We start from the raw sequence: 17,957 nt of genomic DNA, 5'->3' as shown, positions 1-17,957 counted from the left end.
AAAAAGACCTTTCAAGTAAATGAAAGGTCTTTTGTTATGCAGTATGATTCTCTTTCTTATCTTTCAAAAAGAAAAGTACAGCAAGGATTACAAGAATAATAGCTGCAATATCATACGTTATTTTAAATGTAGTATTAAAGTTTAAGTACTCTACGAAAGGAGTTTTCACTGCTCCTGCATATATACAAACGGGAACGAGAAGTAAATCGTAAAATTTCTTTTCTTTCATATATCTTATTAGGAAGAAGATACACATAATAGCAAAAAATACGATGCTTAAAATAGTCATTTATACCTCCAGATAAATTTACTTATTTTAATTGCAGTTATATCTTTTATATAAATTCTGTATTTTTTCAAGCGCTGTGCACGCGATTGTGTTTCCTTTCTTTCCTAGCCGTAAGCAGCTGAGGAGTGAAGATCCCAACCAATATAAAAATAATTCCAATCCACTGCATGAACGTTACGACTTCATGTACAAGTGTAATAGAAGCAATAATAGCAGTTGGTAATTCAGCTGCACCTAATATCGTACTAAGCCCTGTTCCAACCTTTGGTACACCGATTGAAAAACAAATGACAGGTACGACAACACCGAACAAGCCGAGGAAGAAAGCATATTTCCATAGGCCAGCTTGCAAAGCACCGTCTGTTAAAAAGGTTGGCGGAAAGAATAGGCATACGATAAGAGTAGCACTTGTTGTCATAAGAAAGCTTTTCGTATAAGGCGGAACATCCGTAGCGACGCGCCCGCTTGCAAAAACATAGAATGAAAAAGAGACCGCAGCTAATAGCCCAAAGATAATCCCTTTCGTAGAAAAACTTTGTCCGAGGCCTTCAAATACACCACCTGCAAACAATGTACCAGCAAATAAAATAAGGATAGATATGATCTTATCGCGGCTTGGAAATGTTCGATTTGCAATGGCTTCGATAATGACACCAATCCAAGTGAACTGAAAGAGTAGGACGACAGCGATAGATGCGGGTAGTTCTTCTACAGAAATAGCATAAAAAATCCCAGTCATACTCATTGTTGTTCCGACGGTTAGTAATGAAAAAAATTGTTTTTTTGTTACTTTATGATGTGAAAAGAAAAGAACGAGTAGAAATAGTCCAATCCATCCGAAGACATATTGTCCCCCTAGGAGTTGATGTGCTGAAAATCCATTTATGAATCCGAGTTTGAAAATAGTTGAAAGTATGCCGTAGCTGCAAGCACCGAATAAAACGAGCAATGAATATTTAAACTTTTCCATAAAAAATCCTCCTTTTAAGTAATAAAAAACGCCCGCTATCCAAATAAGGATAACGGGCGAACGAAACAGAGTAAGACACTCTACAAAATTCCGCCACTCACACATGAAGTATGAGTTTGGGGTATGTAATTATAGTGAATGTTACATTGCTTTTGGGAATACAATGGAGCATTTTACACCTTGAGCTGTGTTTTGTATCCCGTAAGGAAACTGATGTTTATCTAATATTTGTTTCACGATATATAATCCAAGACCACTACCTTGTACTAACCCGTGTTTATCAGGATTTGCGCGATAGAAAGGCTCAAATAAATGAGCAAGTTTATCTTCATCAATTTGTGAACCTGTATTTAATACTTCTAATGCGTAACCATTTGGTTTTTCATAAAGCTTTATATATACGTGCTGATGGTCAATTGTATAATGAATTGCATTTGAAATAATGTTAAAAATAGCAGTTTGAATAAATTTAGGATCAGCTAAAATTTGTACGTCGTGTTTAATATTAGATTGTACATTTAATTGTTTTACAGATACAAAGTAATCTACTTTCTTCATAACATCCTCAATAATATTAGATAAAGAAATGACTTCTAAATTCGGTTTAAATTGAGGGTTTTGTATTTTGGATAATTCCGACATTTTTTCCGTTAATATGTTAATGTCTTGCATCATCTCGTAGGAACGTTTCAAATACTTATCTCTATCTTTATAAGCTCCAATTCCGTGAATCATGCCATCTAGTTGTCCCATGACGGCTGCGATTGGTGTTTTTAATTCATGGGACACCATAGACATAAATTCTTTACGAGATTGTTCTAATTGTTGTTCCTTCTTGAGCTCGTTTCTTAAATCTTGATTGCTTGCATGTAAATTCTTCACAATATTTGGTACTTGTGAAGCAGCTACTTGCAAATTAAAATCTGTTTGATCTGCATTTTTGTTAAGTAGCTTTTTATCGGAGAAATCAAGATTCATAATATCTTTTAAAGCATCACTCATATATTGAAAAGGTTTGGCAATTAGTTTTGTATAAATTAATGATCCGAGTAGTGATAATGCAAGCATTGTCGCGCCAATATGTGGAGCTAATTGCTGCAACGCATCTGCTAACTTTGGATTATCATTTGTATCATTTGTTTTACTTGCTGCATTTTGTGTATGTAAGGCATCATTATTAGCGGCTTTCTTTTCTGCTTCTGTAGGCGGATTAGAAGTGCTATTTTTCCCCGAAAGATTTTGTGTATGTTCTTTTGCCTTTGCAGTTTGGCTAGGCTGCAAAAGGTGATTGATAGCTGTAGAAAGAGATTTATAATCTATAATAGAAGATTGGAAATTAGAAATACTCCCCTTTGACACAGCTTTATTTTGCTTCGTTTTACTTCCGTCGTTTTGCTTATCTGAATCGGCCTGTTCTGTAGTCGGCGTTCCATTTTCTTTCGCAAAACGTTCTTTATCGTAGTTTGAAGCTAGAAAGTAAATAATTTGATAAAGACAAAGTGATAAAAGAATACAAAATAATAAGGTTTTGATGAAAATATTTTTGGTGATGTTGTCTTTGCTACGATTCGATTTTGTAGCCAATGCCTTTCACCGTTTTAATATAAGGAATTCCTAATTTTTTTCTTAAGTTTTTAATATGTGTATCTATAACTCTTACATCACCATAATGTTCATAGCCCCATACCTTATTCAACAAATCACTTCTTGATAATACTTTTCCTCGATTTTGCAGTAAAGTATAAATAATTTCAAATTCTTTTGTTGTCAATTCAATTTGATTACCATGAACATAAGCTGCATATGCTGTAGAGTTTAACATCAATTCATGGAATTGTAGTATAGTTGCAGCTTCTGCTTCCTTCGTTGCTGCCCTTCTTAATACAGCCTCTACACGCTTAATAAATACAGTGTAATGGAACGGTTTCGTAATATAGTCATCAATACCTAACTCAAATCCTTTAATTTCACTTTCTTCATTATGTAAGCCTGTTAACATAATGATTGGTACATCAGATTGTCCTCGCATAATTTTACAAATACTATAGCCATCTATATCTGGTAACATTACATCGAGGAGGACAAGATCGTATGAATTTTTTTGGAAAAGAAGAATACCTTCTGTTCCGGCACCAACTACATCAACGGTAAAGTTTTGTGCCATTAGAAATTCACGAATCAGTTCTTGTATATCTGGGTTGTCTTCAATCACCAGTATATGCGTCATAGTAACACCTCCTAAATAACGCTTTTTACTGCAATATTCGAATTCATCATTTTTCGAGTGACTCAGATTGTTTATACATATAATAAGCCCCCGCTATAAAATAATCATGAAGGTAGCAAGGGGAATAGTTTAGTGTTACTGAATAATTCAGAATTACAGTAGTTCTATTATAGTATGTATTATAAAATTTATAAAATATTATAACTGTATAATTTTAATATCTACGTTTATCAATGTTTAGATATTAGCTAATCAAATCTATTCCTATTATATATGTAAATACAGTTGTTTTGCTACTGTAAATGAATAAATAAAATAAGCCAAGACATAAAATTCTTGGCTACACATAAATCTTGTTTTTAGGCTATTTTACAGTGACAGTAGCTTGCTGCTGAACGCGCTCAAATAACCAGTGTATATCATTGTTATACATACGAATACAACCAAGTGTGGTCCATTTGCCGATTGCTTGATTATTGTTAGTTCCGTGAATCGCATAAGTTGTTCCGTAAGTTCCTGCCATATTTAATCCGAGCCAACGGTCACCAAGTGGATTACGTGGATCGCCGCCTTTAATTTTTCCTGTATAATAAGGGCGGTTTTTAATTTTATTTACGATTTGAAAAGTGCCTTTAGGTGTAGGTGTTGCAGCTTTTCCAGTAGCGACAGTAAAACTTTTTATAAATTTTCCATCCTGATAATAATCCATTTTATTTAACTGAGTGTCTACGATTAATTGATCTTTCGTTGTAGCTGCCTCTGCACTAGCGAATGGAAGAGTTAAAAATCCTAATGATAATAGTGCGCTTAATAATAATTTTTTCATTGTTATTCTCCTTTTACTATCGTAATAGTCTTACATACAATGAAGTTGTAATCCTCGTAATGCTTTATTTACATTTTCATCTAATGTTTCAAAGAATGTAGTGATTTTGCTGTTGTGTTTGTTGTTATCAATAAGTAATCTTTCATTTAATAAAAGCTCACCACGTAGTCCAAAACTTTGAACTTGAATATTTAGCTCATCTTCATTTTCAGAAATGATTGGTAAGAAATAGTGAAAAGCTTTTGTTGGAATGATGTAGCTTTTGCCAATCATGCTTTCTTGATTTGAATTAATCCATTTTTTCGTGACAATTTTAATATTCTTTTTTGAAACGATAAAAGATAGTGTTGTAGATTTTGTTAAACTTACGTCAAATTCACTTGTTTCACATATTTGTAAATTAAAAACGGTTTCATTTTGATGAGATTCAACATTTGTATTAATAAAATCGTGCATTTTATATGCTTCCATTTCGTATTCACCCTTTTTTCAATTTCGAAAAACGACTTATATTTATTCAAATTAATGCTTAGTCATATATTGGTTAAATTTTTCAACAAATTCCGATATAATCTTACAATACGTATATGAAGCTAATATGAAGTTAGCATGAGTTTGTGATGGTTTTTTATTGAGAACAAAATAAGAGAGCTTTTTTAGTGCTAAAAAATGGATAAAATCTGCATGTTATTAATGCGTCTTTTCGCTATTTCGACTTGGAAAATAATTTTTACTATTTAATAAAGAACGAAAATCATTAGTGTGACCCTTACAAAAATGTAATAAAAATGTAAGCTATTGTGATAGTTATTTCGACAATTTTTTTATACAATAATAGTAAGAAGTTGTACGTGATTGAAAGGAGAGATGACATGGAATGGATTCATGAATTATTTCAGCAATACGGGTATTATGTTGTACTTGTCGGCTTGCTGTTAGAATATATTGCACTTCCGTTTCCGGGAGAGCCAACATTAGCATATGCGGGATTTTTAGCACATAAGGGTGATTTAAGTTTACCGATTTTAATTATTCTATCCTTTATTGGGACAAGTGTAGGAATGACGATTCAATACTTTTTAGGAAATAAATTAGGTATGCCTTTCATTCAAAAGTATGGGAAATACGTATTTTTAACACAAAGAAAAATTGACTTAACGAGAATGTGGTTTGATAAGTATGGGTACTTCCTAATTTTTATTGGTTTCTTTATTCCTGGTGTACGTCATTTCACAGGATACTTTGCAGGAATTATTAATTTACCATTCCGTCGTTTTGCCATTACAATTTATTCAGGCGCTCTATTTTGGGTATCATTCTTCTTAATCGGTGGTTACTGGTTAGGTGGAAACTTACATGATATCTTTGGAGTGCTAGAAGGTCATATCGGTAAAATTATTTTTGGAGTTATTGTGATTGTAGCGGTTACGTTAGGTATTCGTTTCCGTAAGCAGTTAAAACGAGTATTACTACAAAACGCAAGTTAATATGAAATCCATTCTATGTCAGAATTTAGGAAGGCAGTGCAAAAGCACTGCCTTTTTTATTTTATTTTTAAGACTATGTTTAATGCACATTTTACATTCTTTATAGGAATTTGATACAGGATAAGAAATAAGTATTTTGTCAATTATTATAGTCGTAATGACAATTATAATTGACAAATATAAGGATATTATTTACAATTTTAATTAAATAAATGAAAAAGAGGGAAGACATGAAGCTTCAAAATCGAGTGAGGGAATTGCGAGCAAAGCATCGTTTATCACAAGGGGATTTAGGGAAAGCGATTGGATCATCACGGCAAACGATTAGTTTAATTGAGCGTGGGGATTATGCACCATCTATCGTATTGTCGTTAAAAATCGCACAAATTTTCAATGTACCGGTGGAGGAAATATTTACGTTAGTAGAGGGGGAAGAGGACGATGAAGAGTAAGCGAAAAAAACAATTTGATTCTGTGGGGAAAATAGCATTAAGTATGATAGGAGGATTTTTAACGTCTTATATAGCTTTAAATTTACTCTCGGATGAACCGAGAAAATTATCATCCAATACATTTATAGGTATATGTACTATTTTTGGAATTTTAATGATGTACTATACTTGGAAGAATACACGTATGTTAGCAGAGGCACGCGATGAAGAAGAGAGCGTACAAGGCAGAAAATTAGGCATTATAAGTATATATTTACGTGTAGGTGATATAGTTACGCAGGCATGGTTTGTATATGCAGTTATTACATGTAGACGTGCACTGTTGCAGGATACAAATGTTTCATTTGCGGTGTGGAATTTAGTAGCTTCTATTGCTTGTTTAACTACAGTAGTAATTATCGGACTTATAACAAAAAATCGTTATAATAAGCTATATCCTGAACAAGGTGTAACGTATATGGAATCTATGAAAATGTGGACGAAAAACGCAGATGAAGGATTAAAGCACATTGTGCATGAGGCTGGATATAAAGCATATGAATTTACGAATACAATATTGGCATATGTATGGTGGGCTGCCGTTATATATACAGCTGCTAGTAATATCGATTTTGTATTAATTGGCTTAATCTCATTTATTTGGATATTGCATCTTGGGAAGTTCATGTACGAAATGCAAAGGAAAATGATTTATTAAGGGGAGAAAAAGGTGGATATTTTAAGAAGGCCAGCTGGCTCAATGACAGTGGCGTTAATTCTGTCCATTTTATACGGAGTAATCCGAACTGGGAAATTAGAAGTAATTTTGAACCTATGGGCAATAGTTGGAATTTCATTATTAGTGTTAGCCATTCATGAGCTAGGACATGTAGTATTTGGTGTAATAGGTGGTTTAACATTTAAATTTATGACAGTAGGACCCATTACTATTCAAAAAGAAAAGGGAAAATTACGCATTCGAGCAAATAAATTATGGGCTTACTTTGGAGGCGTTGCAACACTAGTACCACCTTCTATAGAGACACCGAATCTTTCGAAAAAATGGGCGTGGCTCACTTTAGGTGGACCAATTACGAGTTTACTGTTTGGTATTACTTCCGGTTACATATACATGGTGAGTTATTATCAATATCTTTTATATTTTTCCTTTTTCCATTTTGCAATCTTTGCGGTTACAATTGTGCCGATAAAAGGAACGCTTATGAGTGATGGGATGCAATTTCTTATTTTAATTAAAGATGATGAAAGAGCTAGAAATCATTTATATGAGATTCAAATATCGAGTGAGTTATTTAGTTATAAAAGACCGAAAGATTGGGATGAAAGATTAGTAGAATTGAGTGAGGAGAAAATAAAAGAGAATAAAGGGATAAGAGAGATAATGAGTAGACTTATGCTTGTCTTTTTTGCTCGTGCAGATCAAGAGGGAATGGAAAGAGCGATACCGTATATAGAAAGAATTGTTCAACTACCTGTAACGAAAGAAAATAAGTTTTTCGTTAGTAGTTTTCATAGTTGGTATCTTTTATATAAAGCCCTTTATCAGATGGATAGTCTTTCTTTGCAAGAAGCAAAGGAACATGCAAAGGCTATTACAAAAATGGACTTAAACGGATATTATCGTACACAAGGAATTATCAAATATCTAGAGAATGATCTAGAAGCTTCCCATACTTATATGAAGAAAGCTGATAAAGAATTAAAGAGCGCCGAGAAGAGTGAGATGGGATATTTACAATTAGAAAGAGAATGGTTTGAGCAGTTGAAGGTGAGGGTATCTTACGATGGGTGAGGTATCCTCTTTTTTCTATGTCATCTTATGCCGTTCCATAAATAGCCCGGGGCGAGTAAAATGAGATAAGAAGAGCAAAGCTTGGAGGAAGTAAATATGGAAATTTTATCAATTATTTTGATAGTCTTGCTCATTTATGTTGTTTTTAAAGTGGCATATGTAGCATTAAAGATACTCGCGATCCTATTAATTATCTTTTTAATCGTAGAGTTCGGCAGTAAGTTGCTTGGGGGATAGGGTATATTGTGCGTTTCGAGTGTCGAAGGTTGTCGTTAAATCGATATCTTGTGTTGAACCGTTGATATAATGAAAAAATCGTTGATATAAGTGGAGAAATGATCGATATATTTGAAAAATCGTTGATATATTTTAGTGAATACGAAGTGGGGTATGTGGAAAAGAAGTTGCCGTTGGGTAGCTTCTTTTTATTGTAGTGGCAGGGTATAGAGCATAAATAGGTTGCCGAAAATTGCCGGTAAGTCGATATCCTGTGTCGAACGGTCGATATAATGAAAAAATCGCTGATATAAGTGGAGAAATCGCCGATATATATGGAGAATCGCTGATATAATCCGGTTGGTACTGGATGGGGTATGTGAGAAAGAAGTTGCCGTGAGGGCAACTTCTTTTTATCGTGATGCGGGGTATGCAAACCAACATAAAAAAGCTGGAAGAGTATCTTCCAGCTTAAGAGTTACTTTCAATTTGACGACCGCTATCTTCTTCAGTGTCTTGTAATAGGTTGAATACGTCTGCTAGGCAGAATGCAATGAACCAAGTCCATAGACCGTGGAAGAAAGCTGAGCTTAATTGAAGTGGTAATGTATAGTTTGTCATTGAGTAGGAAATACATCCACCAACGATTCCGATCATTGTTAATAACATTGTTTTTTGAGCATTTTCTTCTGGATTTAAGAGGAAGTAAATGTATCCGCCTAAAATTGAAGCGCTTACAAGCGTTTCGATTCCATTAAAGATGATATTCTCTCCAAGCTGAGTGTTTGTCCAGAAGCAGATTGTTCCGCCGATAATAGCAAACAGGACAGCTATTGTATATCGTATATATTGATTCATATGTTCATCTCCCTATGTAATAAGATGATTTGGAAGTCAAAAAGGTAGGTATAGTATATTGAAGTGAGTTTTAATTGTACGTATCTTTTTATAAAAAGATCATTGAAGAGTAACTAAGATGATCGGTTGTTTAAACCGTTACGTGTATGGTGTCTGAAATATACCCGACTGCTCGTTTCTTTTTGCTTGTAAAATAAGAGAAACTTCCAAGTCTATATACTCTTTTTTTTGTGAGTCTGCTTTCATTATAACACATTTAGGGACATAATAATAGAATTATCTGATTTTGTAATAAGTGTAAAAAATAAAAAGCGTAAGGAAATACCATTAACGGTGCAGTTTAGTGGAAGAAGGATTTTAATTTATTATGATGAAATATGTAATCAAGGTGAAATCTAAGAATGAGGCCTAAATACTATAAAAAATGTTTTATAGCATGAATGTAAGGGAGGAGAGCTAACTTGGAGTTCACAACAGAAAGATTAATAATTAGACCTTTTAAGAGTACTGATTTACAGGATGTATTTGCTATTTATAATAGTGATGATACATGTAAGTTCCTATTACATAATAAGTGGGCTCATGAAGACATGCAGAAAAGATTTAATAAGAAGCTAGCAAATAATGTACTTACTAAAGAAACAATATTAAGTTTGGCAGTTATATACAAAACTAAAGTAGTTGGTGATTTATCCGTATGGTACACAAATATGAAAGACACTGTTGAGATTGGTTATAGTTTTGCAAAGGAAGTAGCTGGGAGAGGTTTGGCAACAGAAGCAGTAAGTAGTTTGGTATTGAAATTATTTAATGAATGTAATGTACATCGTATACAGGCTAATCTTGATGCACGTAATACAGCTTCACAAAAATTGTGTGAACGAATAGGCATGAGAAAGGAAGCCCATTTCATACAAGATTTTTGGAATAAAGAGGAATGGACAGATAGTATTGTATATGGAATGCTATCCTCCGATTTGTAGTAATAAACTTAGTGATTTTATTATGCTAAAAGGTACGTTAGTTGAATAACAAAGGGCATAACATATTATATATGACTAATATGTTATGCCCTTTAATTTATTAACCTGTTTTATATGCGTTTGAAACGGCCGACAATTTCAACTGTTTCAGTAATGTTCATAAATGCTTTGTTATCCACTTGACGGATAATACGTTTCATTTCGCCTAACTCATAGCGAGTCACGACAGTGTAAATCATTTTTTTCTTATGGTTTGTATAGCCGCCGACAGCGTCTACCATTGTCACCCCGCGTATGCCGTGATGTAGTAGTGCGCTTTTTATTTCCTCGCCTTTTTCTGTAATAGTCATTATCGTTAATTTAATATGTTTCGTATGCACAGCGTCGATAACTTTGCTGACTACAAATCGACTAATTAACGTATAAAGTGTAATATCCCATCCGAAAATAAAACCTGCTGCTACAAGTAAGATTAAGTTGAATACAAATATGATTGCTCCAATTGAAACATCTCGATATTTCGCTACAATCAATCCGACAACATCAAAACCACCTGTTGAAGAAGCAAATCGGAATATAATTCCTGAAGCTGCTCCGCAGATAACACCACCGAATACAGAAGAAAGTAAAATATCGTCTGAAACTTGGTGTACCGGGATAATGTTCATCGCTAACGATGATACAGCTACAAAGTACGCTGTTAAAAAGGTTGTCTTCTTTCCTAAGTAAAAGTGACTTAAAATAAGAAGAGGAATGTTTAGTAAAAAGATAAGTGCACCGATATTGTAGTGCATTAAATAACCGATAATCATCCCTACACCAGCGAATCCACCGCTAATCATATTATGCGGGATAAAAAACATATTCATAGAAATTGCATACAAAATAGAAGCTATAAAAATAACAACCAACTGTATCATAAATTCTAAGTGAAATGTTTTAGCTGCTGGGAAGGATAAAAAGGCGGTGTCGGGAACGTAATCGGCGTCTCCTAGTTGACCCATAGTATGTTTCATCTCCATATTCATTTTTGATTACAAGAAGAGAATAAAGGTTTTTTCAAAAACTGGCAATAGTTTTATTATAATGCAAAAATTTTATAAATTTCTAATAAATCAAGCCTATTCATTGATGTGTGTGAATATGCTAAAGAAAGCGAATACAACGTTTCTTAATTATTGTTTTCTTGAGAAAATATGCAAAATACTTTTTTTGAAAATAAAAGGAAATAGAGAATATTTGCCCGATGTGCTAAAATGACCTTATTAAGGATGTGAAGCGATGGAATTTTTATTGCAGGATGCAATTCTATATATATCGTTTGTAACGACAGCACTTTGTTTATTAGAAGTTTTCTTCCTTGCTAATGTTTCTCGCTTTGTGCGTCAACAAGCATCAAGCGGTAGACAAAGAGCTTTTGCGTTAGTTGATACATGTGAAGATAGTGCGGGAAATGTACCGCTATTTTCAATTTTTTATAAATATGGAATGATTCGTTCCGTACGCAGACAAGAATCAAGTGAAGAGAATGATGAGGTTGGTCCGTATACACCAATGTTTCGCTAAATAATTACGAAACATTGGAGGAATGAACATGTTAAAATCATACCGAGCTGCGCTCATTAGTTTATCAGTAGTACTTGTTTTTGTTTTATCCGGCTGCAGTAATGCAGGCACAATTGATTCACATAGTACGGGAATATGGAACCATTATTTCGTATATCCAATCTCGTATATGATTCAATTTGTTGCTCATCATATACCGGGAGCTAGCTTCGGGGTTGCTATCATTATTATGACGCTCGTTATTCGTTCAGCCATGATTCCATTAGCTGTTTCGCAATATCGCAGCCAAGCGAAAATGAAGAAAATGCAACCTGAATTGCAGAAGCTAAAGAAAAAATACGGTGATGTAAGCAAAGACCTTGAAAAACAAAAGCAGTATCAAAAAGAAATGTCAGAACTAATGAAATCAGGCGGTTGGAATCCACTTGCTGGTTGCTGGCCAATTTTTATACAAATGCCGATTTTCTCTGCTTTGTATTATGCGATTAGCAGAACGGAAGAGATTCGCACATCTTCGTTTTTATGGGTGAACCTAGGACATGCAGATCCATATCATATATTACCGATTATTGCAGCGTTAACGACATTTATTCAGATGAAAGTTTTCCAATCGAATATTACACCTGGAGAACAAGTACAGATGCTAAAGATGCAGCAAATTATGATGCCAGCAATGATTCTATTTATGGGGTTTGCGGCGCCATCAGGACTTGTGTTGTACTGGATAACAGGTAACTTATTTACAATGACACAAACAATTGTATTAAGAAAAATAATGGAACGTGAAGAGTTACAATTACAAAAAGCATAGAGAAACACCGCTCATTACGAGCGGTGTTTTTTATTTGAATCGTTAAGGAAATTTTAAGAAACCAATATTACTATTGGCGTTGTATACGAAAGTGTACATGCTTTAGAAATATGAAGGAGGAAATTTCCTATGAAGAAGAAAACAGTTGGTTATTTAGCGATTGCAGGTGCTTTATCATTCGGAATCATTGGAGGAGTCGGTGTTCCGGCATTCGCGGCAACAAATACTCCAACAGCTGAGCAAGCGACAAAAACAGTGAAAAAAGATTTAGATGCCGCTACAAAACAAAAAGTAAAAACGATTATGGACGATACAAAGAAACAGTTACAGGAGCTAGGTGTAAAGCTTCCAGAAAAAGAAAAACGTAAAGAAATGTTTGCGGGATTAGATGAACAAACAAAAGAAAAAGCGAAATCCATTTTAGAGCAAGAAAAGTCTGGAAAATTAACACGAGAACAAGCAAAAGAGGAATTAACAAAGTTAGGCGTAAAAATGCCGGAGAAAGGTAAGCGTGGAGACATGTTTGCTAACTTAGATGAACCGGCGAAAGAGAAAGCGAAGTCGATTTTAGAGCAAAAGAAATCTGGAAAATTAACGCATGAGCAAGCAAAAGAGGAATTAACAAAGCTAGGCGTGAAAATGCCGGAGAAAGGTAAACATGGAGACATGTTTGCTAACTTAGATGAACAGGCAAAAGAAAAAGCAAAGTCAATTTTAGAGCAAAAGAAATCTGGAAAATTAACGCATGAGCAAGCAAAAGAAGAATTAACAAAATTAGGTGTGAAACTTCCAGAGAAAGAGAAGCATGAAGACATCTTTGCAGGATTAGATGAAGCAACAAAAACAAAAGCAAAAGCGATTTTAGACAATGAAAAGAAACAATTAGAGGAATTAAATGTGGATCTTCCGCATCACAAGTTTTTTATGAAAAAAGAAGATAAATAATTGATTTATGTATCTTTCGTGGGGCAACCGGAAGGCACGTGCGAGGACCGATTTCTACTTATAGAAATCGGTCTCTTTTAATGATTCAATAAAATTCTTTTCATAGTTAGTATGTATCCGAAGACGCAGTAGAAGATTGCAAAACCGATAAACACTTCCGTATATTGATATTTACCCAATACGTAGAAGGAAACAGCTGGTATAATAGCTACCGCTAAAATGCTATAACCAGGATACTTGTGCCGATGCATGATAGCGAATAGAACAGAGAGAAACGTAGCAATGATACAAAAAACAGCAATCATTATTGGTGCACCTCCTATATAAATTATACCATTTTTAGGGAATTAGAGAAATATTACAGCTTCTGTTATAATATAAGAAGATAAATATTTCCTATGTTATATAAAAAATATATTGATTTTTTCTAACAATTCAATATAATGAACAATAACTACAAAATTCGACATCAAGAAGTGATGATGAGGACACGATCAATTTTTTACGATTTCCAGAGAGGGAAGCCTTTGGCTGTGAGCTTCCTAATACGGAAAAATAGATTACCACCTCTGAACTGCAGCAGTGAACGAGCATCTAGTAATTGCTTGCCGGCAAAAACCGTTATTTAGACTTGAGAAATTGGTGAAGTGTATTACTTTACGAATTGAAACAAGGGTGGAACCACGAATACAACACTCGTCCCTTTTTTAGGGAGGAGTGTTTTTTTATTTCATTTTTGCATCACACTAGGATTGGAAGGAGGATACGCAGCATGCATCATGATGAGAAGAACAAAATTGGTTTAACAGTAGCACTTTCTATCGTAGTAGGAACGATTATTGGATCTGGTGTGTTTATGAAACCAGGGAGCGTATTAGATTACTCGGGGAGTTCTAATATGGCCATTCTTGCTTGGGTAATTGGTGGTCTGTTGACGCTAGCAAGTGGTTTAACAGTAGCTGAAATTGGAGCGCAAATCCCGAAAAATGGTGGGTTGTATACGTATTTAGAGGAGATTTACGGAAGTTTTTGGGGATATTTATCAGGTTGGATGCAAACAATTGTTTATGGACCTGCTATTATCGGAACATTAGGTTTATACTTTAGTTCTTTAATGATTAATTTTTTCTATTTAGATAAAGTGTGGAATTTACCAATCGCAATTGGAACGGTTGTGTTCCTTGGCGTTGTAAATAGCATGGGAACAAAATACGGAGGTATCGTTCAAACAATCACGACAATTGGGAAGATGATTCCGATTGTGTTAATTGTTGTGCTAGGTTTCTGGAAAGGGAATAGCGATATTTTTAACGTAGTTGTGCCGATATCGGAAAATCAAAGTATCGGTATGGCAATTTTAGCAACGTTATTTGCTTATGACGGCTGGATTTTACTTGCTTCGATTGGTGGAGAAATGAAGAATCCAACAAAGTTATTACCGAAAGCAATGACAGTAGGGATTTTAATCGTAACGGCTGCTTACGTATTAATTAACTTGGCATTATTAAATGTATTACCAGCAGCGAAAATTGTAGACCTTGGAGAAAATGCAACAGCGACAGCTGCAGGCATGTTACTTGGAGAATATGGCGGAAAAATTATTAGTATCGGTATTATCGTTTCTATTTTCGGCTGTTTAAATGGAAAGATTTTAACATTCCCACGTATTCCAATGTCTATGGCGGAACGTGGACAACTTCCATTTTCTAAGTTTATTGCAAAGGAAAGTCCAAGATTTAAAACACCAGCAAATGCGATTACTGTTGAAATCATTTTAGGGATTATTTTAATGATTATTAGTGATCCGAATAAGCTATCTGAGATTTCCGTATTCATTATTTATATTTTCTACGTAATGACGTTTATTGGTGTCTTTATTTTAAGAAAACGTAATAAGAATAAAGAGCGTGCATATAGTGTACCGTTATTTCCAATCGTACCAATCGTAGCGATTTTAGGTTCGTTCTTTGTAATCGGTAGTGCGATTATTAACGATCCAGTAAGTTGTTTCTTATCGATTGGAATTGTATTTACGGGACTTCCGGTGTATTGGTATTTAAATAAGAAGAAAGAAACAGAATGATGAAAAGGTAGGCGTATTATACGCCTACCTTTTTTACTGTAAAAAAATTGTACTTGCGTCCATTTTCTATTTTGGTTACTATAGTCGTAGTAACCAAAATAGAAAGCGTGGGGAAAGACTTGAATTTTCGTGTTTATATTTTAGCTATCGCGGCTTTTGTAGTCGGAACGGTTGAGCTAATTATAGGAGGAACGCTCGATTTAGTTGCCAATGATTTAGGAGTATCTATTAGCGCAGCTGGTCAGCTTATAACAATATTTTCGGTAGTATTTGCTTTGTCAGGTCCAGTTTTATTAGGTTTGACAGGGAAGTTTGAAAGAAAAACATTGTATGTTGGAGCATTATCAATTTTCTTAATCGGAAATATTATTTCGGCATTTAGTGTGAATTACGGAATGCTGATGTTCTCAAGGGTTATTTGTGCGGCGAGTGGTTCATTAATTATTGCACTATCGGTAACACTTGCTTCTAGTGTAGTAGAACCGCATTTTCGTGCGCGTGCAATTGGAATCATTTTTATGGGAATTAGTGGATCACTTGTACTTGGAGTACCGCTTGGTCTTGTACTCGGAAATGCATACGGATGGCGTGCACCATTTGTATTAATTTCGGTATTAACAGTTATGGCAATTGCTTGTATTTCATTATTCTTAACGAAAGTACCACCGACATCGGTATTATCAATAAAAGAACAACTTGCTACTTTAAAAGATAAAAAAATTGTAAGTGCACAGTTAACATCATTTTTGTTTTTAACAGGGCATTTAACATTGTATGCATATTTAACACCGTTTTTAAAAGATGTCATGCATGTTGAAGCAAACTGGATTAGTGTGTTTTACTTTATTTTCGGAATCGCAGCAGTAATTGGTGGCGGCTTTGGTGGCTGGCTTGCTGATAAATGGGGATCGAAGAAAAGTATTATTTCCATCATTATCGTATTTGCGTGTGCAATCTTCATACTGCCATTAATGACATTCTCATTCCCGCTCTTCATCATTATGATGGGACTTTGGAGTATGCTGAGCTGGGCGATTTCACCAGCGCAACAAAACTATTTAATTGAAATTGCACCAGAATCAGCTGGTATTCAGCAAAGTTTAAATAACTCTGCCCTTCATTTAGGAATTGCACTTGGTTCAACAGTAGGCGGAGTTGTTATCGAAAAATCATCTGTTATATATAATGCTTGGGTAGGCGGTGGCTTTATTATATTAGCACTGCTTTGCGCGATTTTCTCGATTACGAGAGGACGCTCTACTCAGTTCGTGAAAGAAGAATCTATCGTTTGATAGGTTCTTTTTTTATTTGTAAAAAATTGCAGGTTTTAGTAGAAAGATGGAGAATTTGTATGTAGCGAGGTGATGTATATGTATACGAATTTTTCAATTATTGGTCTTCTAATTTCAATGCTCCCTTTGTTTCTTATTATTCTTGCACTTAGATGGGTTCGTTTCATCTATAAAAATTCAGAGAAACAGGTAGAGCAAAATGAGAAAATCATTGAGCTGTTGATGGAGATAAAGGAACAAAACGAAAAGGAGTCTAAGTGAAAAACTAGACTCCTTTTTATTATTTAATTAGTATCTTAATTTCATCAACAAACTCTTAATTTCCTCATCTTCCATAAAGAGGTCATGGTGCTTCTGGGTGATCTTTGCAAGTGCAACGTCGTGATAGAAAAATTCTGTAAAGAACTTCACGAAAGGTTGTGACATTGTTTTCATCGCTTGCCATGACTCTTGTTCTACGCCAGCAAATAAAATTTCACGATCGTCAACGATGAGTAGCAAGTAGCGCTCTAATGCATTAGGTTCTTCAGCTGGGATTAGAAAATGCATGTTTTCTAAGTCTGTCTCTACTTCTCCAACAATAAGGGATTCAATTTGAACACCTTGTTTTGCTTTTTGTTCTAGTAAAGGAAGATATTCTAAAAGAGTATCATTCCAAGCTGAAATGCGGATTGATTCTTTTGCACTTTCAATGAGTTCTTTACTTTGAACTCGAATAGAAGATTGCATTTTTAAGCTCCACACACGGTCATCTGTAAATGATTTTTTTGATATATTTGTTTCCAGTTCTTTAATATTTGATTGGAATTCTGTCGTTAATTTTTCAATTGCTAGCTTTAGTGGTAATGCTGTATACAATTTTTTCTTTTCTGAAACAGAATCCATTACCATTCCTTTATCGATTAGGCGTGCTAGCACTTCATATATTTTTGCTTTTGGAACACCTGAATGCTTCACAATTGTTGTAGCATCTAATGGTTCATTGCTTGATACGACAACTTCATAAGCTTGGCTTTCATATTGTGAGAAACCGAATTTTTGTAACATAGTTCCCTCCGAACGAATGAGATTATATTTTAAGGATAATGAACTATTTGTTTTTGCACAAGTGGTAGTCCGTTTTCTAATTGTATTAAGGTGAGAATTAATTTCAATTTTTT

General features: G+C 34.4%; 22 protein-coding genes and 1 other annotated feature. Of the genes, 12 read left to right on the top strand and 10 right to left on the bottom strand.

Features of this window, described 5'->3' with window-relative positions:
* Positions 1-34: 34 nt before the first annotated feature.
* The 6 genes from ES895_RS12310 to ES895_RS12285 form a co-directional block, all read right to left on the bottom strand.
* A complete protein-coding gene (locus tag ES895_RS12310) occupies positions 35-289 on the bottom strand; it encodes a hypothetical protein (protein WP_000154132.1) in 255 nt (84 codons plus the stop codon).
* Positions 290-356: 67 nt separating this feature from the next.
* Positions 357-1,259: an EamA family transporter gene (locus tag ES895_RS12305; protein ID WP_048568696.1), complete on the bottom strand. Its 903-nt coding sequence runs from the start codon at positions 1,257-1,259 to the stop codon at positions 357-359.
* A 141-nt stretch (positions 1,260-1,400) separates the two neighbouring features.
* Positions 1,401-2,843, bottom strand: a complete 1,443-nt coding sequence (locus ES895_RS12300; RefSeq protein ID WP_000201959.1) for a sensor histidine kinase — start codon at positions 2,841-2,843, stop codon at positions 1,401-1,403.
* Positions 2,821-3,486 carry a response regulator transcription factor gene (locus ES895_RS12295; RefSeq protein WP_000148833.1) on the bottom strand — a complete coding sequence of 222 codons (666 nt, stop codon included), beginning with the start codon at positions 3,484-3,486 and terminating at the stop codon, positions 2,821-2,823. Before ES895_RS12295 ends, ES895_RS12300 begins: the two co-directional genes overlap by 23 nt.
* A gap of 364 nt (positions 3,487-3,850) precedes the next feature.
* Positions 3,851-4,312, bottom strand: coding sequence for a L,D-transpeptidase (locus ES895_RS12290; protein WP_000735058.1), 462 nt, complete (start codon positions 4,310-4,312; stop codon positions 3,851-3,853).
* Between the two features lie 30 nt (positions 4,313-4,342).
* Positions 4,343-4,783 carry a DUF3978 family protein gene (locus tag ES895_RS12285; protein ID WP_000388768.1) on the bottom strand — a complete coding sequence of 147 codons (441 nt, stop codon included), beginning with the start codon at positions 4,781-4,783 and terminating at the stop codon, positions 4,343-4,345.
* A 401-nt stretch (positions 4,784-5,184) separates the two neighbouring features.
* On the opposite strand from ES895_RS12285, the gene ES895_RS12280 reads away from it, so the two are divergent.
* The 5 genes from ES895_RS12280 (at position 5,185) to ES895_RS12260 (ending at position 8,280) form a co-directional block, all read left to right on the top strand.
* Complete coding sequence (locus tag ES895_RS12280) at positions 5,185-5,799, top strand: DedA family protein (RefSeq protein ID WP_000454754.1); 615 nt, start codon at positions 5,185-5,187, stop codon at positions 5,797-5,799.
* A 230-nt stretch (positions 5,800-6,029) separates the two neighbouring features.
* Entirely contained in the window at positions 6,030-6,251 is a 222-nt protein-coding gene (locus tag ES895_RS12275) for a helix-turn-helix transcriptional regulator (protein ID WP_000776168.1), read from the top strand.
* Positions 6,241-6,948, top strand: coding sequence for a DUF3169 family protein (locus ES895_RS12270; protein WP_000837712.1), 708 nt, complete (start codon positions 6,241-6,243; stop codon positions 6,946-6,948). The genes ES895_RS12275 and ES895_RS12270 overlap by 11 nt, the downstream gene beginning before the upstream one ends.
* Before the next feature lie 42 nt (positions 6,949-6,990).
* Positions 6,991-8,043 carry a site-2 protease family protein gene (locus ES895_RS12265; protein WP_114159723.1) on the top strand — a complete coding sequence of 351 codons (1,053 nt, stop codon included), beginning with the start codon at positions 6,991-6,993 and terminating at the stop codon, positions 8,041-8,043.
* A gap of 96 nt (positions 8,044-8,139) precedes the next feature.
* Entirely contained in the window at positions 8,140-8,280 is a 141-nt protein-coding gene (locus ES895_RS12260; RefSeq protein ID WP_000404758.1) for a DUF3985 family protein, read from the top strand.
* Positions 8,281-8,730: 450 nt separating this feature from the next.
* On the opposite strand, the gene ES895_RS12250 is transcribed toward ES895_RS12260, so the two are convergent.
* Positions 8,731-9,117, bottom strand: coding sequence for a DUF3938 domain-containing protein (locus ES895_RS12250; protein ID WP_097842294.1), 387 nt, complete (start codon positions 9,115-9,117; stop codon positions 8,731-8,733).
* Positions 9,118-9,578: 461 nt separating this feature from the next.
* Here ES895_RS12250 and ES895_RS12245 point away from each other — a divergent pair, with 461 nt between their 5' ends.
* Positions 9,579-10,100, top strand: a complete 522-nt coding sequence (locus ES895_RS12245) for a GNAT family N-acetyltransferase (protein WP_135238373.1) — start codon at positions 9,579-9,581, stop codon at positions 10,098-10,100.
* A 110-nt stretch (positions 10,101-10,210) separates the two neighbouring features.
* Here the strand turns inward: ES895_RS12245 and ES895_RS12240 are convergent, their stop codons facing one another.
* A complete protein-coding gene (locus ES895_RS12240) occupies positions 10,211-11,104 on the bottom strand; it encodes a YitT family protein (RefSeq protein ID WP_000530044.1) in 894 nt (297 codons plus the stop codon).
* Positions 11,105-11,381: 277 nt separating this feature from the next.
* Here ES895_RS12240 and ES895_RS12235 point away from each other — a divergent pair, with 277 nt between their 5' ends.
* The 3 genes from ES895_RS12235 (at position 11,382) to ES895_RS12225 (ending at position 13,422) form a co-directional block, all read left to right on the top strand.
* On the top strand, positions 11,382-11,666 hold the full coding sequence (locus ES895_RS12235; RefSeq protein WP_000394930.1) for a hypothetical protein: 285 nt from the start codon (positions 11,382-11,384) through the stop codon (positions 11,664-11,666).
* 28 nt (positions 11,667-11,694) lie between these two features.
* Entirely contained in the window at positions 11,695-12,477 is a 783-nt protein-coding gene (locus ES895_RS12230; RefSeq protein ID WP_000920519.1) for a membrane protein insertase YidC, read from the top strand.
* A gap of 129 nt (positions 12,478-12,606) precedes the next feature.
* Positions 12,607-13,422, top strand: coding sequence for a hypothetical protein (locus ES895_RS12225; protein ID WP_135238372.1), 816 nt, complete (start codon positions 12,607-12,609; stop codon positions 13,420-13,422).
* A gap of 77 nt (positions 13,423-13,499) precedes the next feature.
* Here ES895_RS12225 and ES895_RS12220 read toward each other — a convergent pair whose 3' ends face one another.
* The gene (locus tag ES895_RS12220; RefSeq protein WP_000562239.1) at positions 13,500-13,727 is read right to left on the bottom strand and encodes a hypothetical protein; all 228 of its coding nucleotides are present in this window, start codon (positions 13,725-13,727) and stop codon (positions 13,500-13,502) included.
* 165 nt (positions 13,728-13,892) lie between these two features.
* Positions 13,893-14,129: a binding site (T-box leader), on the top strand.
* 65 nt (positions 14,130-14,194) lie between these two features.
* On the opposite strand from ES895_RS12220, the gene ES895_RS12215 reads away from it, so the two are divergent.
* The 3 genes from ES895_RS12215 to ES895_RS12205 all read left to right on the top strand — a co-directional run bounded on the left by ES895_RS12215 (position 14,195) and on the right by ES895_RS12205 (position 17,058).
* Positions 14,195-15,505 carry an APC family permease gene (locus tag ES895_RS12215; protein WP_000546311.1) on the top strand — a complete coding sequence of 437 codons (1,311 nt, stop codon included), beginning with the start codon at positions 14,195-14,197 and terminating at the stop codon, positions 15,503-15,505.
* 107 nt (positions 15,506-15,612) lie between these two features.
* On the top strand, positions 15,613-16,797 hold the full coding sequence (locus ES895_RS12210; RefSeq protein ID WP_135238371.1) for an MFS transporter: 1,185 nt from the start codon (positions 15,613-15,615) through the stop codon (positions 16,795-16,797).
* 78 nt (positions 16,798-16,875) lie between these two features.
* Entirely contained in the window at positions 16,876-17,058 is a 183-nt protein-coding gene (locus ES895_RS12205) for a hypothetical protein (protein ID WP_000288473.1), read from the top strand.
* 27 nt (positions 17,059-17,085) lie between these two features.
* Here the strand turns inward: ES895_RS12205 and ES895_RS12200 are convergent, their stop codons facing one another.
* A complete protein-coding gene (locus tag ES895_RS12200) occupies positions 17,086-17,844 on the bottom strand; it encodes a TrmB family transcriptional regulator (RefSeq protein ID WP_000939479.1) in 759 nt (252 codons plus the stop codon).
* Positions 17,845-17,957 lie beyond the last annotated feature (113 nt).

It is taken from the genome of Bacillus sp. 007/AIA-02/001 (assembly GCF_004634455.1).
Lineage (GTDB): Bacteria > Bacillota > Bacilli > Bacillales > Bacillaceae_G > Bacillus_A > Bacillus_A cereus.
This window is presented reverse-complemented; position numbering and strand designations above follow the sequence as displayed.